Consider the following 22,374-nt stretch of genomic DNA (forward strand, 5'->3'; position numbering starts at 1 on the left):
CGCCCTCACAACCGGACAGCCAGATCTGTTCAAGCCTTAGGGAAGCGTGTTCTTGTAGATTTTGCCATCCTTCATGATGATCTTGATATTGTCGCGGTTCGTGACCTTTTTGATATCCTCCAGCGGATTGCCCTCCACGAGCAGAAGATCTGCCAATGCGTCTTCCTCGACACGGCCCAGCACACCGGGATAAGGATTGCGCGGACCAGACAACTGCAGCAGTTCGGTGGCGTTGCCGGTAGACATCTTCAGAATTTCGTAAGGCGTGAACCAGTCAAGCAGACGCTCCATCTGTTCGACTTCCTCGCTGACACCGATGCCAGGACCCGGGCTGATGAAGATGTCGGTGCCATGCACAACTTTCAGGTCTGGCAGTTCCTTGATCCATTCATAAACCTGACCGGTGCCCTGACAGACGATTGCCTGCTTTGCATTCTGCGCTTCGGTGAGCCCGGCTTCACTACAGATCGTAAAGGGTTGGATGCTCAGCCAGACGCCTTCGGCAGCCATGCGCTCCAGTGTGGGACGGTCCAGAAGCTGGCCGTGCTCGATCGACTTCACGCCGCCGTCGATCGCCTGGTTGACCGCGCGGGTCGTGTAGCCATGGACGGTCACGTAGGTGCCCCAGTTCTCAGCCGCTGCAACGGCCGCCTGAATTTCCTCCAGCAGGAACTGTGTCGTGTCGAGCGGATCGTTGATCCCGCTGACCGAGCCACCGATAGCCAGCTTGACTTGTGAGGCGCCCAGACGAAGTTGTTCGCGCGTCGCGGCCAGTATCTGCGGGACCCCGTCAACCTGCGCCCCGTGGCCCTTTTGGTCCGACACAGGGCGTGCGCCGCCGAACATTGGGTTATCCTGCGCAGGCAGCCGGAAATCGCCGTGCCCGCTGGTCTGCGAGATCATGGCACCGGACGGATAGACCCGCGGTCCGGGAATAGAGCCGTCATCGATCGCCCGCTTCAGGCCAAAGACGTCCCCCGCCATGTCGCGTACAGTCGTGACACCGTTCATCAAAGTATCACGCGCCATAAGCGTGCTCTGGATAGTGGTGTAGCTCTGTCGCTGGAACAGGATCTCGGGGAAGGTGACGCCGGAGAACATCAGGTGGGTGTGACTGTCGATGATACCGGGCATCAGCGTATGGTCCGTGCCGTCGATCACCCGTCCGCCCGCAACTACGAGCTCCTCTGACGAGATCGCCGAGATCTTGTTGCCAGTCACAACGACGTTGACATCTTCCATCAGCGCTTCATTCACGCCGTCGAAGACATCGACATTGGTGAACAGGATCGGGCTGTCCGGCGTCGTATTTTGGGCGGTTGCAGCGCTGGCTGCGCAGACGAGGGCGCCGCCAATTACTGTGGAAAGCATTTTTTTCATCGATGGGGCCTTTCTCCATTTTATTCTTGAAAAATTGAGACAGCTAGCGCGAACGAACGCAGGTCGCTCCCTCAGCAGGCAGATCCAAAGACCATCATTGCACAACTGGATTGCGGATCGCGACACCAGCATCAACGCGCTGGACCACGGAGTTGTCGACCACGACCTGACCGTTGACTATGACGAAAGGGATGCCGGTAGAGGGCAGCGAATTCTCGCCGATCTTCGCAGTGGCGTTGTCCGTCACGGTCTCGGGGTCGAAGATGGTGATGTCGGCCGCCGAGCCTTCCTGCAGGCGTCCGCGGATCTTCATCTGGGGCACGTGGTCCTCGAGGAAGACCGCGGGCTGATAAGTCATCTTCGACAGCGCGGTCATAAGCGAGATGCCGTCGTTCTCGCGCGCCATCCGAAGGATACGCGCATGGGTGCCGGCGCCGCGGGCGTGGCCGTTGCCTGCGCCGTAGGGCTTGTCCCAGTCGCCAGTGTAGCCGTCCTCGAAGAGATACGGCATCGCGTCCGAGCCGACGATTGTCGTCGGGCGCGAGAATGCCTCGTCGATATACTCCTGCTTCATCGTGTACATCAGCAGGCCCGTCGTGGGTGCCTCGGTGCGCAGCCGGTCGAACTCTTCGTCGGTCAGGGACTGCCCGGTTTCGGTGACGACGTAGTCGGACGCCGTGACGCCAAGCCGGTCCTGATAGCCGGGTCGGTTGTAGTCGGCGTCGACATAGGTTCCGGCGTATTGGTAGGGGTAGAATTCCCCGATGACGTTCTGGCCCTGCGCCTGCGCCGCCTCGATCAGATCGAGGCACTTGCCGGTCAGGCCGAGGCAGTTGCTGGGGACGTGATGCATCAGCATCGGGACGTCCTGGGTCCGGGCAACGGTCAGCATTTCCTCGAGCCCGAGGTACCCGCTGGGCGGGATCTGCGACAGATAGCGGACGTGAACCGTGATCGGGACATCATACTTCTTCGCCAGCCCGGTAACGGCCATCACCTCAGGCGAACCCACTACTGTATAGTATCCCAGCGGGTAGGAGATGCCGATCGCGCCCCGCTTCAGGCCGTTCTCGACGGCTTCCAGGATGAGCGGCTCATCCATCGGGTCGTAGACCTTGGTCTTGAACAGTGCACCGTCCTGCATCGCAGCGCCGAGCGCACCATTGTAAATCGGGCTGCGTCCGGGATCGACGCCGTCGAGTACCGCGATTCGTGAGAAGGCGTGCGAGGCCGACGTGCCGTAGTTCAGGATTGCGGTTTCGTTCTCCCAGTAGGCGTAGAAGTCATCAACTCCGTGAGCGCCGAGTTCGAGATCGAGCGGGGTCGTGACGCCGTCCCGCGCATAAAGCCGGAAGGCGTAAGGCTCCTGCCCGTGGCTGTGATAGTCGATGAAACCCGGGGCCACGACATGGCCGGTGGCGTCGATCACCCGAGCACCTTCCAGCGCCTCGGTCGAGATTTCCGTGATAAAGCCGTTGTTGATGCCGACATTGGCAATCTGGTCGAAGCCCGTATCCGGATCCATCACCCGGCCGTTTTCAATCACGATATCGAAAGACTGGGCCAAGGCGGGAAGGTCTGCACAAGTGACGGACAATGCCAATGCGGCCAAGAAAGTCGTGTTTTTCACTACCTGCATTTTTGTTCCTCCTGTTCCGGATTACGGCCGGTGAATATCTATTTGGTTGGAAAGACGAAGGTTGCGGTCAGGCCGAAACCGAGGCCCTCGGGGCTGGAGTCCGTTTCAGCGGCCCAATACCGCGCCCGGCCTTGCAACTGCACGAGCTGATCACCGACACTGAGGAGTTTGGAGACCCCCACATTGACCGGGCCACTCAGTTCACTCTCGGCCCAATTGTAGGTCAGCTCCGAGTTAATCGAAAAGGTCCAGGCATCCGACGTTGTGTAGGCAACGAATGGCTGCAGGAAAGTCGCGTTCAGGTCCGGCGCGTTGCTGCGTGTTTCAACAGCGCCCCACAGGTGATTTGCAAGACCGCCATAGGTCCATGGACCTTTTTGAAAAAGTACGACCCCGGTTGGACCGAACCCCAAGGTTCCCGCGCCCAGATATTCATCTGTCGAGGTCGGAATGGCCGCTATCGGACCAGCTCCAACAATCAAGTTTCCCAAAGATGTCGGCATCGGCGCGGCGGGGGATAAAAACAGACTTTGAGCTGTGTCGCTCAGGCCGAACTGTGCTCCTTGGCCTGGAATAACGCCATTCTGGTAAACAACAGGAACGATTGTCCGGCTGATCAGGTTCCAGTCTGCATTCAAGCTGAACGGAACAACAGGCTGGATGTTGGTTGTCGCGCGCCAACCGTCATTGGGCCCGACACGAAAATCGAAACTGCTCTGGATCGGAAAACTAATCAGATTGGCGACCGGGTTGTTCAGCTGTTTTGCCACATCTTCGTCTGCCATTGACGGGCCCGTCGCAAGGGCAAATACCGCGCCCGCAAGAATAAGGTGTTTGAAGTACATTATATCTTCCCTTGCTTCGAAGCTATTCGAGCCCAATAATTGGGCTAATGCAATACTACCTTGGACAGCATCCCACTTCCCGGGCCGCCCAGACCGAGGCAGTCACTGGAAAACTCATCAGGCCGGCAGTGGAACCTGATAACGGCTGTGACACCTCCGGTTTTTCCTGCCGGTATCCTGCGCAGCTGCAACGGCGATCCACAGTGAGCAAAACGGTATCAATGACCAAGCCAGTTCTGCGCCGAGAGTGTCGTGCCATTTGAAAGCATCTCCATGCCGCTCATCACCCGAACCGGAAGCTGCCGCTAAGTCAGCCTTCCACGACTCGATTGATTTGTTTCAACGACGCAAATTGCATCACGCAGTCTTTTGGGCAAGTCGTCTCGCAGGCCCAAAGCAAAACCGTCAGCTACAAAAAGCTCGACTCCAAAACAAATCAACAAATAAAAGCACAATAAAAAATCTGATTTATTTTATTTTTCGAATATTACTGTTTATTATTTTCGCTTTTACAAAATCTAAATAATATTAACTCATCGAATAAATCTACTTTTCCCGAAATTTTGATAACATGCTGATTGCCGCAATAAAAACGCGACAAGACTGTAATAAAGGCCTAATTTTCTCGGCACGTTTTTGAACTAATACTATGGGAAAATCGAGGCCCGATTCCTCCGCCTCTACGCAAATTGACAGAGGAGCGCTCCATGACCGGACGAGAGAACGCCAGCACAAACAGAGGTTTGACCTCCCAGTGGATTGAGGATCAGCGCCTCGTACAACATTCAGCGAAAATGCCCATTTTGCATGAGCGGGTCGTACAGCTTGAACCTGGCAAGGATGCCTTGAAATACATTCTGGCCACGGGTCGCGAGTCGGTCATCATCCGAATCTCGACATTACCGCTCGTCACGGCGGAAAGACTGACCTCGCCAGACTGGATCACGATAATCTATCCGCTGAGTTGGGCGCGGGAGTATTTGCTGAATGGCCATGAATGCGAGACAGGGCATCTTTATCTGTTCCAGGGGCCGAATGGGTTCATATCTTCCGCGCGCCAGCGCGACTCCATCACCATTGGCCTGCGCCGCCAACGCCTCATCGCGACCTGTGCAAGCCTGCTGGGCGTCGATACCGAGGATATTGCCCTGGATGACGCCGTGGTGAAACTGCCCGCAGCCATAGATCAATTCTTCCGGCAGAGCCTTTGCAAGGTGCTTTCGACACCGGATTACACCACACGGCAATACGGCCAAGTCACAATGCCGGCAGCCCTTGAAGCCGATCTTTATGCGATGATCGCCGGTGTGCTGGCGCCTTGCGTGTTCCCCGAACTCAAGGGACGCATGGGTCAAAGGTCTTCTTTGAAGTCATTGCGCTGCGTGTCGGAGTTTATAGATCTGAACGGCTGCGCCAATCTGAGCACCGCCGATCTGTGCCGGGTGGCAAAGTTAGAATACTCTCGGCTGCATGCCGTCTTTGACGAGGTGCTTGGCACCTCCCCTTACAAATATCTCCAGAGCGCGAGATTGAGCGAGGCAAGAAGACTGCTCCTCGATGATCGCAATCCGCCAAAAAGCATCAAGGACGTGGCGCTTTCTCTGGGCTATATGAAAAGTGGGCGCTTTGCGGAACAGTACCGAGATATGTTTGATGAGCTGCCGAGCGAAACAATGGCGCGGGCAAACCAGACCAGATAAACAAACGGCCCCGGCTCGTTTCCCCTTGGAGCCTGGTGCCGGAACGGAGATCCCAAACGTGTTTGCTTTTGCGACGAGTGTCATTCGCCTCATCAGGGCAATCCTGAAATCCTGGCATGTTCCAAGGTTCAAGACAGGTCTCGCGCTTGCAGTCCTGATCCTGTTCTCAGGTACACTGTTCTACCGTCAGGTGGAAGGCTGGTCCTGGGTGGATTCGCTCTATTTCTGCGCGGTGACCGTTTCCACGGTCGGCAGCGCCGACTTCGCTCCCCGGACCGACTTCGGCAAAATGTTCACGGTGCTCTACATTTTCGTCGGTGTCGGGGTGTTCATCAACCTGTTCATGCAATTCGCCCGGGCCTTGCTCCATATCGAGAAGCAGGAAGACAAAGGACAACACTGATATTTCATGGCGTCGCGCTTCCTTGTCCACAACGATGACGCCTCACACTCGCCCGCGTTTAGAAAGAAGGCTCAAGGCGCTCCCGCCGGACGTCCAGCGCCCCGGAAAACGGTAATCGGGAGATTGGCTAGGCCCTGAATGACATTGGCAGCCTGGTTCGGCGGCGCCGAACTCGCCTCCAGGCTGTCACCGGCCTCAAGGCGCTCCCCGATCAATTTGACGACGCCCGGTGCTTCCGCAAATTTTGTGTGATGGATACTCGACTTGTCCTTGACCTGACTGAGATCAACCACGGTGACGCCCAGGCCTGCCAGCCGTTCGGGATCAGCATCGCCGACACGGTTCACGCCGCCGGCCAGATAGCGCGATATACCCAACGCCTTGTCATTGCTGGCAATCAGAACATAGACGCCTTCCCGGCCTTCAGGGGTAGCGCGCAGCTGTTCTTCAAACACATCAATATCGATGTCGGGAGAGGCGAGGATGATGTTTCGGATCTTGTGGCGGGAATTTAGTCTCCCCTGCAGGGCCGCCTGTCTGATGGCTTCCATGGTCAGGAAATTGCCCATCGAGTGCGCGACAATATCAACACCGGCAGGCGACGCCGCCAAAAGCAGGTCGCCTGCGGCAATCAGCCGGTCACGGGCCGCAAGAGCGCTGTTGAGGTCATAGACATAATCAAAGGTCGAGCCTTTCGAGGGCCAGCTGAACACCACCGGCACGCCGGTGAACCCGGTGTCATTGACAAACTGTGCCGCCCTCAGAACCGCATCCGTCAAGGTGGTGTTGAACCCGTGAACGAAGACCAGAATATCACGGGCTTGGCCGCGCCTTCCTTTGAGGTTGATTCTCAGGTCCGCCACGAACTGCGAAGAGCCGCTAAAGACTTTCGGGTCCACGATGGTAAACGTGTCTTTTGGATCCGGAGGCAGCCTGGTGGGGCGCTCGATTTCTCCGGTCTCATGATTGGGCGGGATGGTCACCCGGACTTTCGCAAGATTGAGATTGGGGCTTCTATCGCCGGAAAAAAGCAGGGCCGGGTCTGTCGCCATCTCCCGGCTGGTCATGATGTAGATGTCCCGTTGAACGAGACCCGGCACCGCAGCGTCAAATGCCGCAGATGTGCTCAACCCGATAATCGCGGCCGGAGGGCCTGCACAGGCGGCCAGCAAGAAACCGGCGAGAGCCAAACAGACCAGCCTGCCACCCCCCGCATATTGCTGGTTATGAAATCTGATAAACGCATCTCGCCAAGAACGTTTCAGCGACCCTGACCTTCCGATTGGGCGTGGCAAGACGATCCAGCCCAAGGCATCCGCGACCAAGTTCATCTGCGCTCTAAAAATCCAGCTGCAAGCGGGTACCGATCACAAACGCGTCGTCTGCTGCCGGGTTTGCGGAATTGATATACTGGACATTCAGCGAGGTCCGCGCAGCCGGAGTCCAGGCCACATTGTAGTAGGCTTCGATCGCGTGCTCGAACCGATCGATGCTGACCCCTACCGCCGACAGATCGGACCTCAGGTCATCCGAGAAATGGGTTCCGGCCCAGCCAATGCCCCAATTGTCGTCGGCCCGGCCAAACAAACCGCCAAAGCCGCCAATGCCCAGACTATAGAACTGATCGATGACATTGCGACCTTCTGGTGCGATGCCGAACCGGCCGAACAGGCCGATCCCGACCGGAAGCCCGTCGCTGCGCTTCACACTCTCATCCGCCCAGACATACTGGGATGCGGTTAGGGTTAAAGCATAATTGCCTGTGCGCGTTGCCGCTGGGACCTGTCCTGTCAGGACTTCAAAAAGGTACCGCTCATCGATATCATACCGCAGCGGATCCTTGGACGTGTAGCCGGCAAGCGCATTGTAGTTCCCAGGCAAATTGCCAAATTTCGGTGTCCATGTGGCGGCGACTCCATAGGTCATCGTGTCGAAACCGAAATCCTCAAAACCGGGTGTCACTGCATTGGTATTGTTGGAGGTCACCACGCCGGTGACACTTAAGTCTTCGGTGATTTGCTTGATCACCGCACCGCCCAAGGACGTGTAAGGCACAAATGCACCGAGAATCGGGTTGTTGTTCAATCCTACATAAAGAAACTGGCTGCGTTCGTTATTCGCAAAAAGGTTGGTATCGGCAAGCCCTGTGAAATTCACTTTACCGGCCAGAACACTGAACCCGGCAGGAAGCGCCTGAACCGCGTATAGTTCAGACAGCGCGAGTGCGGACGGCTCTGCAGGCATGATGGAATCGCTGTTGAGCGGCAGGACAGCGCCGGTTCCGGTCACGGTTTTTCCCCAATTGCCCTCCAGATGACTGACGATAAGACCGCCGGACCACAATCCGGCCCGTCCGGTGTCGAGCACCGCCCACAAGTCAGCCGATCCATAATAGCGCGCGCCATCGCTAGTCCCGTTTGCGCTGCCCTGAACCACCTGCGTGACACCGGCATCCACCACCAGGCCATTTTCAGCAGCCTGTGTCCGCAGACCGCCCAAACTGCCGAACAGATACTGCCGGTCAAGCAGCCGCCCATCAACCGTTGCCGGATCCATGTTCGGATCACCGTAGAATTTCGGCATGCGCTTCAGACCATAATAGACGGCCGGGGCAACATCCAGAATCGAGATGAATTCTTTTTCAGTGGCTTCAGTGCCGTCCGCCGACTGTCCGAAGGCAAATGGCGAACCGACCAGAATCGCTCCTGTGATCAGCGTGATGCCACGCAGTTGTGATCCCAAAAGACCCATCATCAACAAACTCCCTGTAACCTGTCAGTCTGGTGCGGCCCCAGGCCAACCAGCTTTGAATCCCTTAACGATAACGCTACACCGGGGGGAGACGTGAAGCTATTCCTGCACCGAAATCGGGCCTCGTTTTTTTCAAGGCGTTGCAGAGGATCAACACCAACATGCAATTTTACCGAGACTTTTGACACCAGTAACGCTTCCTGGTCAGCGTTTCCGGCAACAGTCATGTGAGCGGCACGCTGACCGATGGAGCAAACACCGCAGCAGCAGCCGAACTGAAATTCCTGGCAATCCTGCCCCCCCAACCTGCTGATAATTCCGGTGATCGAAAAAACACTGTCATGCGGCCGCCTACTGCCGTAGCTTAGTTATTACGTACCGCCTGTGGCCGGTCAACAGCCGACGCGGGCGGGAGTCGCAGAGGCGTATAAAAGCGGATAAATTGGGCCTTGATTTATCCCCGGCCGGACACCATCCCAGTTCCAAGAAGATCGTTGGTCCGCGAGCGCAGAACGGACGGTTGTTCAAGACCTGCAACGACCCTCTTCGATTCCAACTTTTTGGGTCGGGATACAAAGACCCGAATGACTGAATTTTGGCGCATGGCGGACCTTGCACCTGAACGCAGCAAAAGCCTGCTTCCCGCCCTTCCTGTGAATTCGCTGGATTTCGAAAGGACGTCGGATTTGCAGCCGCGATCATTTCGGCATGCGCAAAGTGAACCGTCCAAGATGGAGTCAGTTCGAGACATGCCCGGTTTGGGTAAATTTTGCCCCTATCCGACCAATAATTTCAGATCCCGTTTGCTGCCATAGATGGTCAGGAATGCAGCCTTCAGATGGTGCAGATTGATGCCGCTGGATTGGCTCTTCAGCTTTTCAGCAAAGACCAGAAGCCGCGCCAGATCCCGTACTGACGTCTGACCGCCAAAGCGAGCAAGTGCCTGATAAGCCTCTGCGCCCTCCACATTATAGTCCACAGCGATATCCCGGCAGTCTTCTTCCAGTGGCACACCCAGTTCGATGCGAAATCCCAAGCGGCTGACGATCTGGTCCGAAGCAGAATCGTGAATCCGAGTTCTGGCAAGGCGCTTGTCGTTGCCGCTCAACACCAGTGCGCAATCGGCCTCTTCATGAATGCGTAAGAGTTCACGAAACGCCGATAGATCCAGATTTTGCACTTCATCAACAATCAGGATACGTCTGGAGCTATATCCCTCATAAAGGCGCGCTACAGCTGTATCGCTGAGGTCCTTCACAAACCGATAGGATGTAGCGAAGCCAGTCGCCTCAATGATCATCTTTAGCATGCCTTTGACTGTCTTATCTGCATGCCCAACCTCACAATAATAGGCGTTCAGTTTCCGAGCATGGTGCCGCAAGGCTGTGGATTTGCCCATGCCCGGCTTGGAACTGATGAGCACCGGATATTTCGAGATTTCCTTGGCAATATCCATGGCTTTTCTGATTTCCCGGCTCGCCGAGATATCAACAAAGCGAAAAGCACCAGCCTCCTCCTCTTTCAATGCCTCGCTCATCAAGTCCTCCCGATTTTGCGGATGAAGACATCCCGCGCTGCGGCGATCTCACGACGATCGCGTTCGTCTTCGCTCTCAGAACAAGGGTCCCCATGTTCCGGACGAAGAACCCGTTGATGTTCCAGCTCTTGCGTAACGGTAAGTGTGCCTCTCGGCACATTTGGAACCACTTCAGGGGCACGTTTCGCGAGCTTGACCAACTCCGCTCCAATATCGATGTCTGGTGCTGACCGGTCTGCATTTCGAAGCGCCTTGTTCCGACGCGTGTTTCGTTCGGCCAAGCGTCTCGCGCCACGCGGATCGAAAAAGGCAAATTCTTCCTCCGGATGAGCAATCCCGAGCAATTACCCGTCCGGTTTTGTTGGTCGAAGAGCGTTGTAGCCGTGATACTGTGGGATATGGACTGCGATCGTGTCATGGAACCAGACGTCCAGTTCGTCGCAACTCCACCTCCGGCCACCGACTGGGATGCCGTGTTGCCTGACCTTGCGGGTTTCGGGTTTGGTGAAGACGGTGTTCAACCGATCCGGGTCGATGACCGTGGCCGCCCAGCCTTGCCGAACGTGCGCCTCAAATCTCTGCCTGGGTGATAATCCCTCAAGCGCACCCGATTGCGGCATGACTTCATAGGCCCTTAAAAGCCCATTCAAAACATTCTTAAAGGCGTAAAAATCACCTGCGAACGGCGTCGGCAGCCTTCCAAGTGCCGTACGCTTGGGGTTCATTCGGTCATCACCAATGTACCCCGGGCAGGTCTTCAGGAATTGCTGCTAAAAATGACCAAACCAGGCTTCGATCGGTTTGGCGGAGGCATTATAGGGCAGCGCCCGGATGACCCTTGATTTTCCTGGCTCCCCAACGATTGGCACCAGCAATTGCATCGCATCGTCGAGAAAGTCGGCAAAAAGGTATTCCTTGCCATTGTCGCAATAAAGCGTCTTGGGCAAACCGAAGGCGGAATGCTGTGCCATAGCGACAAAGGCCTCGATCACATCGGCATTGCGTACCCCGCCTTTTGTCTCAAGGAAGACCAGTTCACACCAGACACGGCGGGTCGCAATATCCATGAACCCGAGCAGCTTTGGTGTACCGGTCGTGCCGTTCTTGCGTTTGAGCAGGACGTTGACGTGATGGACGTCCATTACGACGCAGTCCATTGGCTGCATCCCTGTGATCACTCGCTTCACGTGCGGCCGATCATCATCACTCGCCTTGCGATCCTTCTTGTGGCGATAGACTTTCTTCAAATGCTGTTCTGAGCGGATCAATGCCCGCGGCACCTTGCATATCCGGTCCGATTCCGCGGGCGTCTCCAGACGGATACCGTTGGCGACTGTCACCGTCTTCAAATACTCATTGGCCAGCACAGCGACAGTCTTTCCAGTCGCGCCGCCCTTGATCAGCCCCCTCACCTGCTGGCGCAAACCGTCAGCAATTTCGGCCTTGGCATTATCATCCAACCTAACGGATACGGCCCAATCCCATTCGCGGGCGATAAAACAACGTGACTTGCCACGGTCAGAGCGTTTTGTGCGTTTTAGGCCGACTGGTCCCACAGCTTCATAGAGCTTAATCCAAGTATAGATTGTTCGCCGTTTCAGAACGATAGTCTTTCCAGACCAATCGATAGAGTATAATTGGCTCTAAAACTCAAAACAGATTTGGGCTTACATTAATACTTTGAGGCATCGAACAAGACTGTTTCATCATGGAAAGCAAGAAACTCGATTCCGCTTGAGTTTTTGTTGCAGGCCTGTGCCGGAGCTGGAGAAAAGATAGATTACTTTCTCTTTGGAGAGGCATTACAGCGACAACAGTCCGAATTGATTGAAACTGCCATCGATGATTTCCGAATAATGACCATGAAGCTAACTGGCGAACGGATCCTCATCGAGATCCTGGAACAGCACGCCCCAGAAGCGCTTGCGTTCATGGAGGCGAAGGAAATGCAAAAAGAAGGTGAAACCATCGGACTGGCGATGTTGATATTTGCTGAATTCATCGAACGAGAGAAAAAGGCATTTGTGGACAGCGGGCGCATGACCAACAAAGAATTCAAAGATTACATTCGAAATGTGGACCGATATGACCTCCCGTACTTTGCACGGGCGATCAAACACCGAAACAAAAAGGGTCCGCAATAGGTCCGCAGTCGAACACTCCTGGACCGGAAGCATCTAACATCGAGGAAAATTCTCTATTTGTTTTCAATACGTTCCACGTTTAATTTGCATTGGCCGATATTGCGGACCCTACGGTCCGCAGTCGATGATCACTCAACCTTTTGAAAACAAACCGCACTTTGAACTCTGCTGCCATTTATTTACGGCCAGACAAACCGCTGCCCGTGCCGTTTAATTCTAACAGCTACAGCAGAACAGTAAGAGAACGTTTACCCTTGCAGAACACAATGAGAACAGGTAGCATGTTCTTGATTTGTACTGAGCGATTCTCAGACAAAACCAAACTCAGGGCGAGGAACCGCAGTATGCTGACGCGTAAGCAGTACGAACTGCTCATGTTCATTCACGAAAGACTGAAGGAAACCGGCGTCCCGCCGTCTTTCGATGAAATGAAAGATGCTTTGGACCTCCGCTCCAAATCCGGCATCCACCGGCTGATCACAGCCCTGGAAGAACGTGGCTTCATACGCCGGCTTCCCAACAGAGCCCGCGCCATGGAAGTTGTCCGCTTGCCGGATTCGATCGCGCCGGGTCTGGGTGCGCCGCGTCCAAGAGGCAGCTTCTCTCCAGAAGTGATCGAAGGATCTCTCGGCAAACCGGCACCGGCTCCAGCACCCGCGCCGGAACCTGTTGCAGCATCGACGGAAATCCCGGTCATGGGACGGATTGCGGCCGGTGTTCCGATCGAGGCGATCCAGACCCACAGCCACTCCATCAGCGTCCCGCCAGAACTTCTCGGCAAAGGGGAACATTACGCTCTGGAAGTGCGCGGAGATTCGATGATCGAGGCTGGCATTTTGGACGGGGACACCGTCCTGATCCGCCGGACGGAAAGCGCCGATAGCGGCGACATCGTCGTGGCCCTTGTGGACGACGAGGAAGCAACGCTCAAGCGGCTGCGCAAGAAAGGCCCATCGATCGCGCTTGAGGCCGCCAATCCGGCCTACGAGACCCGTATTTTCGGACCGGGCCGTGTCCGTGTGCAAGGTAAACTTGTTTCTCTATTCCGCCGGTACTGAGGCGTCTATACTGGCAGGCATCTTCAAGAGTTGCCCGCTGCTTCGGTTTTGTAAGTAGTCCCGAGTGGTTTAATCAGCTGATGCGCGCAAGCTGGCGCGCGTGACCGTTCCTTGCTTGTGCCACGGCCGCGGAGGCGCTGGTTTTGCGTACTCGACTGATTGTATTTGGGTTTGGCAAACGACTGCGTTGGCAGTTTTAGCCGGTGCCGGTGTAGTTTGCGGATGCATTACTTGGGCTAGCGCCTCACTTCTTCTTTGAACCGCAGCTTCTATTCTCGCCCCCTTTTTGACCAGCGGGCCCTTCGTTGGGGAGCCTGTTCGACAGACTTGTTCCAGCCAGATGGAGACAGCGCCGCGCGCCTTTCTGATTTCCCGGTCGAACACTTCGGCTGCGCGGCATACTTCTGGCGCGACCATATCGGTCACGATCATATCGGCCTTTTGACAGTCATAAAAAAAGGCGTCCCGGGTTTTGGGCAGCGCGATGTGGATCGGCACGTGCTCAACACCAACTACTCCCCGCGCTGCAAACGCCCGGACAACACAGCCTGAAGGGTCACAAGAGCGCTGATCATCTTTCATCTTGCGCGATTTAATCGCTTCAGCTGACACTCCTTCCCTTTCGAACCAAGTCTCTACGGAAAAAGAACTTCTCGCGCTGGACATCTGTAAACTTCCCTCAAAATCCCGCGCGGCCAATTGAGGCCCGGTTGCCGGAATGTAAATATCTGGCGGGCGCGATATTATCGCAAGCGCAATTCCGATAGACGCAAGACCCAAACAGATCATCCGGAAGCGGCCTGGAGCGAGCAGCAAACCCAAAAAGCCTGCCAACAAAACAGCGGCAGACAGGCCGGTCAAACTGCCCATCCGGCCAAAGTCAGGCGCAATTTGTTCTGTGAACTCGGCTATCCGAATCAGCACCGCCAGACCGGCGCTCATGATCTTGAGTGGGATTGCCGCCAAACCGAACGGCATCAGGACCAGTGCGACCACGCCCATTGGCATTACGATGATCGAAAAAACCGGCATTCCCAGCATGTTACCAACCAGTCCGAAGGGCGCGATCCGGGAAAAATGGTACGCACCGACAATGCCGGTTGCGATCCCGGCGACGAGTGCCGTCACGAACAAACCGGTGGCCCATTTTAGTGCACCGGACAAGAACCAAAAGGGCCCGTTTGCTGATGGGATGAAAATCCTGCGTCTCTTTTGATGCGACCGCCACAGATCATAAACGGCGACCAGTGCGATCACGGCCGCAAACGACATCTGAAAACCTGGATAAAACAGGCGTTCCGGCGCGAGCAGAAGTAAAAACAGGCCGGCGATTGCGACCGATCGCAGCGTCAATCCCCGGCGTCCGGTCATGATCCCCAAAAAGACCAGCGCGATCATAATGAAGGATCTTTGGGTAGCGACCGATGCCCCGGACAGCAGAAGATAAAAAGCTGCCGCGACGAGGGCGAGAACCGCTGAGACCTTATGGATTGGCCAGCGCAGCGCAAGGCCCGGGATGAGTGCCAAGGTGCCAAGACACACAGCATAAGCACCGCCTGCAAAGAGCGCCATATGCAGGCCAGAAATCGCCAGTATATGCGCAAGGCCCGCAGCCCGAAGGCTCTCTTCGGTCTTTTCATCTATACCGCCGCGGTCCCCCACCAAGAGTGCTACCGCAAGAGCAGTTTCCGGGCCTTCCGGCAAAAGCGCCGAAATCCGCGCCGCCAGGTGCTGGCGGAGCCCATTAACATGGCGAACGAGCAGAAGGACCTGAGATGGCGCAGGTCCCTGGACGATCTCAGGAGCTCCGTAACTGAAGCCGCTTGCGCCAATGCCGTCAAAATAGGCGCGGAAGGAAAAGTCATATCCGCCCGGCACCACAGGGCCCATGGGCGGAAACAAGCGGGCCCGGACTTTGATCCAGTCGCCGGGTGCAATGCCCGCATCTGCCGGAATGCGCAACCGGACCCGGTTTGCAAACCGCGCGTCGGTATTGGCTCTGGCATCAACTTCACTGAGGCGGACCACAACGCGCTTGCCGGACCGGGTTTCCTGCACCTTCAAGACTTCACCGCGCAACAGAACTGTCATCGGCTCCGCCAGCCGGGGCGCGTCCACTGCAGCTGTTCGGAGTGTTGCAGTGCTGAGCCCTGCCAAAAGGGCGAGCAAAAGGATCAAAATTCGCGGCAGGCCCATTCGGATGGCATGGGAGCCCGCGAAACCAGCTGATAAAACGAATAGCACGCCAAGAACCGGCCAACTCGGCTCGTCAGGCAACAAGCTGTAGAGAAAAATACCGGCGCTGAAGGAAAATCCGGTCCACAGAAGACCCTGCTTTTGCCAAAACTGCTCCCAATCGTCCGCCGTTCCCGCCCAACCGGCGCGCTGATCAATTGGCCGGTCTTTGCGTTCTCTCCGGGCTCTCAGAAACGCGATCCAGGGCGATGCGTCGGTGGGCCTGCGGCTGTTATCCATGTTTGACGATAAAACTGAAAGGTCACTAACGGGAGCGCCGGGGACACCCCGGTTGTCATCATCGGCGTCTGGTTTCACCTCCCGTACCACCCGCGCTCCTTCTGCCGGGTTTGACGATCGCAGCAAAGCCTATTTTGCCTCAGGCTTGCCTATGCTAAGACCGCGCCACTATCCGTCAGGCGCAGATCCGCGCCTCATTCTGACAGAGACTTTCAAAAAGCACCATGGCACAAGATATCGTCACGCGTTTCGCCCCATCCCCGACCGGATTTCTTCATATTGGCGGTGCCCGCACCGCACTCTTCAACTGGCTGTTCGCCAAGCATCACGGCGGCAAGATGCTGCTGCGCATCGAAGACACAGACCGGGCCCGCTCCACACAAGAAGCGGTCGATGCGCTGATGGATGGTCTTTCGTGGCTGGGCCTTGATTGGGACGGCGAACCGATCTCCCAGTTCTCCCGCGTGGCACGCCACGAGGAAGTTGTTGACCAGATGCTGGAAAACGGCACGGCCTACCGCTGTTATTCCACGCCGGAAGAAGTGGATGCGATGCGCGAAAAGGCGCGCGCAGAAGGCAGGCCGCCACGTTATGACGGCACCTGGCGCGACAAGGATGCGTCCGAAGCGCCCGAAGGCATTGATCCGGTGATCCGGCTGAAAGCCCCGCAAGACGGTGAAACTGTCGTGGACGACATGGTTCAAGGCCGTGTGGTGATCCCGAACAAGGATCTTGATGACTTTGTCCTCCTGCGCTCCGACGGCACGCCGACATACATGCTGGCCGTGGTTGTCGACGATCACGACATGGGCATCACGCATATCATCCGCGGCGTCGACCATCTTACCAACGCGGCCCGGCAGACGTTGATTTTTGATGCCAACGGCTGGGACGTGCCGAAAATGGCGCATATTCCGCTGATCCACGGACCGGACGGTGCCAAACTTTCCAAGCGCCATGGCGCGACGGGCGCCGAAGCCTACCGGGCCCTCGGCTATCTGCCGCAAGCCATGCGCAACTACCTCGCCCGCCTCGGCTGGAGCCATGGCGATGAAGAGATCATGTCGCTTGAGGACATGGTCAAATGGTTCGGCATGGATGCCGTTGGTCAGTCGGCAGCGCGCTTCGATTTCAAGAAGCTGGAAAATCTCAATGGCCATTACATGCGCGCAACCGACGACGCTGAGCTGCTTGAGCATTGGAAGGTCTATCTAGCCCATGCGGGCGATGGGGCGGCGGTCTTGGAATGGATGTCGGACGCGGCCAATGCCCAGACGGCTCTGACGGCCCTTCCCGGCCTGAAGGAACGCGCAAAGACACTTGTCGAACTGACCGACAGCGCGTCCTACCTTTGGCGCCAGCGTCCTCTCGAAAATGACGAGAAGGCGATCAAGATCCTCACAGATGACGCCCGGGCGGTTCTGGGCGATCTGAACGGCGTGCTTTCTGGCGTTGCTGACTGGCAAGCGGAACCGCTGGAGGCGGCTGTCAAAGCCTATGCGGAAGACAAGGATGTGAAACTCGGCAAAGTCGCCCAGCCACTGCGCGCTGCGTTGACCGGCCGGGGCACTTCCCCTGGCATTTATGACGTTCTGATTGCGCTCGGCCGGGACGAATCCCTGGCCCGGATTGCCGATCAGGCTGCCTGACACAGCATTGACCATTGTTCCGGCGCATATTGCTGCAGTGCGCCGGAACATAAGCAAACCGCAACATGTAGGTCTTTGACCAAAGCGTTATACGCTGCTGCTTGCGGCAGTGCGGCAAATGGGCTAGGCAAGACGCGACCATTCCTCCAGCACAGTCTGGCCGCCTCATTTGGGTCTTGCATCCAAGGCCCGTGGCTCGGCAGTGCAAGGGTAACAAATAGGGGGTTTTCTGAATGGCCGACAACAACGCCAAGCTCAACGTCGGTGGCAACGACCACGATTTCGACGTCCTTGACGGATCCATCGGACCGTCGGTTGTGAACATCTCGTCCCTTTACAAGGACACGGGCATGTTCACCTACGACCCGGGCTTTACCTCAACCGCATCGTGCGAATCCAAAATCACCTACATCGATGGTGACGAAGGCACGCTGCTGTATCGCGGGTATCCGATCGAACAGCTCGCCGACCATGGTGACTTCCTGGAATCCTGCTATCTGCTGCTCTATGGCGAGCTGCCGACCAAGACGCAGAAAGACGATTTCGTCACCCGTGTGACCTATCATACGATGATCCACGAACAGATGAACCGGTTCTATTCCGGTTTCCGCCGCGACGCCCACCCGATGGCGATCCTCTGCGGCACCGTCGGCGCCCTGTCAGCATTCTATCATGACAGCACCGACATTTCCGATCCGCATCAGCGGATGGTCGCATCCCTGCGCATGATCGCGAAACTGCCGACCATGGCTGCGATGGCCTACAAGTACCACGTCGGTCAGCCGTTCGTTTATCCGCGCAACGATCTCGGCTACGCAGCGAACTTCCTGCACATGTGCTTTGCTGTTCCGTGTGAAGAGTACAAGGTAAACCCGGTTCTGGCGCGCGCCATGGATCGTATCTTCATCTTGCACGCCGATCACGAGCAGAACGCCTCCACATCCACCGTGCGTCTTGCCGGTTCTTCCGGTGCGAACCCGTTCGCATGTATTGCAGCAGGCATTGCCTGTCTCTGGGGCCCGGCACACGGCGGCGCCAACGAAGCGGCGCTGAACATGCTTTCCGAAATCGGTTCTGTTGACCGCATTCCGGAGTTTGTTGCCCGCGCGAAAGACAAGAACGATCCGTTCCGTCTCATGGGCTTCGGTCACCGGGTCTACAAGAACTACGATCCGCGCGCCAAGATCATGCAGAAGACCTGCCACGAGGTTCTCGGCGAACTCGGCATCAAGGACGATCCGCTCCTCGACATTGCGATGGAACTGGAAAAGATCGCCCTGAACGATCCGTATTTCGTCGAGAAGAAGCTTTATCCGAACATCGACTTCTACTCCGGCATCACGCTGCGCGCGCTCGGATTCCCGACCACAATGTTCACCGTGCTGTTCGCGCTTGCGCGGACCGTCGGCTGGATCGCCCAGTGGAAGGAAATGGTGGAAGATCCGTCCCAGCGTATCGGCCGCCCGCGTCAGCTCTACACAGGTGCCTCCAAGCGTGACTACGTACCGATCGATCAGCGCCGCTGATTGGTTCAGGCACTGACCAGACCAAAGCCCCGGATCACAGATCCGGGGCTTTTCTTGTTTCTGGGGGGAGATGACGCCTCTCAGAAAAACTCACGCTCTCGCATCTCCGGTCTGATCTACCTAAAAACACTTACGCAGTTGCCACAGCTTGTTCGCGTAACAACAGCATGTTGTGATTTTCCTGGGATGGAGGACCGTAAATGCAAGATCACAGGTCAAAAAGGTCACGTACGCCACATGAGGACGTACTGGTCGAAGATCTGGTCCCGCGTATCGCGCAGGAGCTTCATAAACGGTTTGCGGCCAGGCTTGCGGCAAAACCTGAGAGCCAACACAAGTCGGTGTTGCGATCGGAAGATACTCGGCGACCACGCAATAACCGGGCACACCGCCATGTGCCGGTCTATATTCCTCTCTCAAACCCTAGCGACTACTGCGAACGGTATCAGTGCGCCCCGCTGCCGTTCAACTTGTTTCACGGGAATGCTACGCCGCCCGCAGGCATTCGATAGGCCCTCAACCGGCCAACTCGAGACCCGGCGGCAATACCCTCTCGATTTCAGGGCGTCAGCAATGGGCTGACAAACCCTTCAGGTTTCACGGCGAGCACCGGACACTTGAGGCTGTTGATGATGTTCTCAGCCGTGTTGCCAATGAAAACGCCACTGAGCCCTGTCCGGGCGACCGTTCCCATCACCACGAGATCCGCATTTTGTAGGTTACTCTGTATTTCAATCACGCGTTCCACCGCACCGCGGACCAGAAGCGGCCGTAAAACCACGTTCGGACTTGCCAATCGCCGGCGCATTGTTTTGAGCAACCGGCGCATGGTTTCTTCGCGGATTTTCACTGTCTCCCGCACGTAGTCATTGGCTGCCTTGCGCGCATCCCCGGTGTCTGAAAAAGCCCAGACCATGCCCTCGCCAACCGCGTCCCATGCATGAAGCACGATGATTTCTGACCCGTGCGCATGCGCAACACGCGCCGCAGCTTCGACAACGCGCTGGTTCAAGAGTTCCAAAGTGTCCGGTTCCGCCGCATCCCAGTTGTCCAAATCCACCGCAGCGATAACCCGGCGTGGCACCGGCTCAGCGGTCCCGGACTGCAACCAGACCGCACAGGGACATTTGCGCAATAGATGCTGGTCGTTGCTTGCATGAAGGAAACCACTGATGCCGGTCAACGGCTCGGCTGCTTTCACCACAAAATCACATCCCGTTTCACCGACATGCCTGATGATGCTCAGATACGCTTTTCCGACAACAATCCGAGGTTCAATCACTTGATCCGGCAGAACCCTTTTCAGGTTCTCAGTCGCGCCCCCCCGCGCACGGGTCACCATCTCTTCAATAATCGCGTCTTTGTCGCGTCCGGCCAGCCGGGCGATAATCGCAATGTCCTGCGGTGGTTCCACGCAAGCGATCACCTCTAAACCGGCCTTATGCGCCTTTGCCAACTCGGCCGCGCTCTTAAGTGCAATCTGCGTATCAGTGTCATCGATTACGGCAAGTATCTTTTTTGGACACCCCAGCTCACCAATCATGCCGGCAGTTCCTTTTGACCTTCAGGATCTTGCAGACCGGGCAAAGAGGGAGCCGCGCGCCCGGCTATCATGTTTGCGGCGGCATAAGCTGCGTCACGGTACGGCATCATGACGATGTCAGCGTTTATCTTTGAGAGAGCCTCAGCAGTGACTTCACGGTGGGCGGCAACCGCAACACGTCCTTCAAACCCAAGATCACGGGCAGCTTTCAGCAAAGCAAAGCGCGGGTCATCATGTGTAAGGCCGGTGTCGTGTTCCGGGACCGCCATCACGAGCCATTCCGCATTGCCAAGTGGAAGATGAGCAAGAAACTCCGGATCTGTCGCATCCCCAAACAACACGTCATAGCCAAGCGTCCGGGCATTCCTGACAGCACCAGGGCTGAAATCCACACCAAGAATCCGTTTGCCATCCTCTTTCAATGCGTTGGCAATCCCGAGCCCGTACCGGCCCAGACCAAACAGGATCACGTCATAGGGCTTTGCAGACACGTTGCTGCCCTCGGGTTCGGCTGCCGTGTTGCGCCGTTCGAAGATCCCAAGGAACGGTTCGAGCGCGGCATAGAGCTGATGCGAGAACGTGATCATGTAGGTCGATGCTGCGATTGTGACCAGCCCGACAAGTGTCACCAGGCCAAGCGCACGTTCATCCACGTGGCCGATCGTCAGCCCCATTGCCATGAAGATCAGAGAAAACTCGCTGATTTGCGCAACCGTCAAGCCGGCAAGAAACCCTGTCCGCTTGCGGTACCCCATGGCCCCCATGATCGCCAGAACGATCAAAGGGTTGCCAATCAGAACGAACAAGGAGAGCACGATGGCAGGGCCCACACTCGCGCCGAGGACCGACAGGTGCAGAGAAGCGCCGAGGGCGATAAAGAAGAACAGCAACAAAAAGTCACGAAGGCTGGCAAGACGCGCCGAAATTGCCTCGCGAAACGGTGTCGATGCCAGTGAGACACCGGCCAGCAGACCGCCCAGCTCCTTGCCAAATCCGAGGTAGTGACCGACCGCCGCAAGCAATGCCGCCCAGCCAATGGCAAACGAAACCAGCAGTTCCGGCGCAGTGGACAGTTTTTCAACGAGCGGATTGGCGACAAAGCGGATGAAGACCGCGACGAACACCAGCGTCGCCAATCCGTAGCCGAAGACTCGCAAAACATCGGCAAATGCACTGTCGCTGCCGCTCGCACTGCCGACACCAATCGCTGAAAGCGTGATCATGGCAACGACAACAACGACATCCTGAACGATCAGGAAACCAAGGGCGATCCGGCCGTGCAGCGCGTCGATCTCACGCTTGTCCGACAACAGCTTCACAATGATGATTGTGGACGAAAAAGTCAGCGCGATGGCAACATAGATCGCGGTGGTTGGTGTCATGCCAAGCGCGAGCGCGATCAGGAACCCGAAGACGGTCGTGAACAGGACCTGCCCCAATCCGGTCACCAGTGCGACCGGACCGAGAGTTCGGACAAGATTGTAGTCAAGTTTCAGTCCGACGAGAAACAAGAGGACCGCAATTCCAAGCTCCGCCAGCAGATCGATCTGGGCGTCCGACTGCGCAATTCCGAGAACCGAAGGACCGGCGAGGATGCCAACGGCGATAAAGCTGACGATCAGGGGCTGCCGCAACAGCAGCCCCACAAAACCGACACTTGCTGCAAGAACGAGCAGAGCTGCTATCTCATAGAAGATATAGCCCTCAATCGCCGCTGCCATGAC

At 56.6% G+C, this 22,374-nt stretch carries 18 protein-coding genes; 6 read left to right on the forward strand and 12 right to left on the reverse strand.

The window, feature by feature from the left end:
• Window positions 1-36 precede the first annotated feature (36 nt).
• The 3 genes from SADFL11_RS06900 to SADFL11_RS06910 form a co-directional block, all read right to left on the reverse strand.
• Window positions 37-1,380, reverse strand: coding sequence for a metal-dependent hydrolase family protein (locus SADFL11_RS06900; protein WP_008190550.1), 1,344 nt, complete (start codon window positions 1,378-1,380; stop codon window positions 37-39).
• Window positions 1,381-1,474: 94 nt separating this feature from the next.
• Window positions 1,475-3,019 carry an amidohydrolase family protein gene (locus SADFL11_RS06905; protein ID WP_008193341.1) on the reverse strand — a complete coding sequence of 515 codons (1,545 nt, stop codon included), beginning with the start codon at window positions 3,017-3,019 and terminating at the stop codon, window positions 1,475-1,477.
• Window positions 3,020-3,057: 38 nt separating this feature from the next.
• Complete coding sequence (locus tag SADFL11_RS06910; protein WP_008189382.1) at window positions 3,058-3,864, reverse strand: hypothetical protein; 807 nt, start codon at window positions 3,862-3,864, stop codon at window positions 3,058-3,060.
• A gap of 707 nt (window positions 3,865-4,571) precedes the next feature.
• Between SADFL11_RS06910 and SADFL11_RS06915 the strand changes: the two genes are divergently transcribed.
• On the forward strand, window positions 4,572-5,564 hold the full coding sequence (locus tag SADFL11_RS06915) for a helix-turn-helix domain-containing protein (protein ID WP_081450596.1): 993 nt from the start codon (window positions 4,572-4,574) through the stop codon (window positions 5,562-5,564).
• A 58-nt stretch (window positions 5,565-5,622) separates the two neighbouring features.
• The gene (locus SADFL11_RS06920; protein ID WP_008190914.1) at window positions 5,623-5,967 is read left to right on the forward strand and encodes a potassium channel family protein; all 345 of its coding nucleotides are present in this window, start codon (window positions 5,623-5,625) and stop codon (window positions 5,965-5,967) included.
• A 71-nt stretch (window positions 5,968-6,038) separates the two neighbouring features.
• Here SADFL11_RS06920 and SADFL11_RS06925 read toward each other — a convergent pair whose 3' ends face one another.
• From SADFL11_RS06925 to SADFL11_RS06950, 6 genes are all read right to left on the reverse strand, one after another.
• Complete coding sequence (locus SADFL11_RS06925) at window positions 6,039-7,298, reverse strand: alpha/beta hydrolase (RefSeq protein ID WP_008196719.1); 1,260 nt, start codon at window positions 7,296-7,298, stop codon at window positions 6,039-6,041.
• Window positions 7,299-7,305: 7 nt separating this feature from the next.
• On the reverse strand, window positions 7,306-8,721 hold the full coding sequence (locus SADFL11_RS06930; protein WP_040451953.1) for a carbohydrate porin: 1,416 nt from the start codon (window positions 8,719-8,721) through the stop codon (window positions 7,306-7,308).
• Between the two features lie 772 nt (window positions 8,722-9,493).
• Window positions 9,494-10,255, reverse strand: coding sequence for an AAA family ATPase (locus SADFL11_RS06935; protein WP_008189273.1), 762 nt, complete (start codon window positions 10,253-10,255; stop codon window positions 9,494-9,496).
• The gene (locus SADFL11_RS06940) at window positions 10,255-10,599 is read right to left on the reverse strand and encodes a hypothetical protein (RefSeq protein WP_008196560.1); all 345 of its coding nucleotides are present in this window, start codon (window positions 10,597-10,599) and stop codon (window positions 10,255-10,257) included. Before SADFL11_RS06940 ends, SADFL11_RS06935 begins: the two co-directional genes overlap by 1 nt.
• Complete coding sequence (locus SADFL11_RS06945) at window positions 10,600-10,980, reverse strand: Mu transposase C-terminal domain-containing protein (RefSeq protein ID WP_134852935.1); 381 nt, start codon at window positions 10,978-10,980, stop codon at window positions 10,600-10,602. It abuts the gene before it with no gap.
• Between the two features lie 45 nt (window positions 10,981-11,025).
• Window positions 11,026-11,715 carry an integrase catalytic domain-containing protein gene (locus SADFL11_RS06950; protein ID WP_008191486.1) on the reverse strand — a complete coding sequence of 230 codons (690 nt, stop codon included), beginning with the start codon at window positions 11,713-11,715 and terminating at the stop codon, window positions 11,026-11,028.
• A 285-nt stretch (window positions 11,716-12,000) separates the two neighbouring features.
• Between SADFL11_RS06950 and SADFL11_RS06955 the strand changes: the two genes are divergently transcribed.
• Window positions 12,001-12,399, forward strand: coding sequence for a hypothetical protein (locus SADFL11_RS06955; RefSeq protein ID WP_040451952.1), 399 nt, complete (start codon window positions 12,001-12,003; stop codon window positions 12,397-12,399).
• A 344-nt stretch (window positions 12,400-12,743) separates the two neighbouring features.
• Window positions 12,744-13,457, forward strand: coding sequence for a transcriptional repressor LexA (lexA, locus tag SADFL11_RS06960; RefSeq protein WP_040451950.1), 714 nt, complete (start codon window positions 12,744-12,746; stop codon window positions 13,455-13,457).
• 69 nt (window positions 13,458-13,526) lie between these two features.
• Here lexA and SADFL11_RS06965 read toward each other — a convergent pair whose 3' ends face one another.
• Window positions 13,527-16,022, reverse strand: a complete 2,496-nt coding sequence (locus tag SADFL11_RS06965) for a ComEC/Rec2 family competence protein (RefSeq protein ID WP_134852936.1) — start codon at window positions 16,020-16,022, stop codon at window positions 13,527-13,529.
• A 134-nt stretch (window positions 16,023-16,156) separates the two neighbouring features.
• On the opposite strand from SADFL11_RS06965, the gene gltX reads away from it, so the two are divergent.
• Together gltX and gltA are read left to right on the forward strand one after the other, a co-directional pair.
• Complete coding sequence (gene gltX / locus SADFL11_RS06970) at window positions 16,157-17,581, forward strand: glutamate--tRNA ligase (protein WP_008188889.1); 1,425 nt, start codon at window positions 16,157-16,159, stop codon at window positions 17,579-17,581.
• Between the two features lie 233 nt (window positions 17,582-17,814).
• Window positions 17,815-19,107: a citrate synthase gene (gene gltA / locus SADFL11_RS06975; RefSeq protein ID WP_008189202.1), complete on the forward strand. Its 1,293-nt coding sequence runs from the start codon at window positions 17,815-17,817 to the stop codon at window positions 19,105-19,107.
• A 559-nt stretch (window positions 19,108-19,666) separates the two neighbouring features.
• Here the strand turns inward: gltA and SADFL11_RS06980 are convergent.
• Both SADFL11_RS06980 and SADFL11_RS06985 read right to left on the reverse strand, forming a co-directional pair.
• The gene (locus SADFL11_RS06980; RefSeq protein ID WP_008191674.1) at window positions 19,667-20,650 is read right to left on the reverse strand and encodes a universal stress protein; all 984 of its coding nucleotides are present in this window, start codon (window positions 20,648-20,650) and stop codon (window positions 19,667-19,669) included.
• The gene (locus tag SADFL11_RS06985) at window positions 20,647-22,371 is read right to left on the reverse strand and encodes a cation:proton antiporter (protein WP_008192538.1); all 1,725 of its coding nucleotides are present in this window, start codon (window positions 22,369-22,371) and stop codon (window positions 20,647-20,649) included. Before SADFL11_RS06985 ends, SADFL11_RS06980 begins: the two co-directional genes overlap by 4 nt.
• Window positions 22,372-22,374: the final 3 nt, after the last annotated feature.

Origin of the sequence: Roseibium alexandrii DFL-11 (assembly GCF_000158095.2) — a bacterium.
In the GTDB taxonomy this organism is placed as follows: domain Bacteria; phylum Pseudomonadota; class Alphaproteobacteria; order Rhizobiales; family Stappiaceae; genus Roseibium; species Roseibium alexandrii.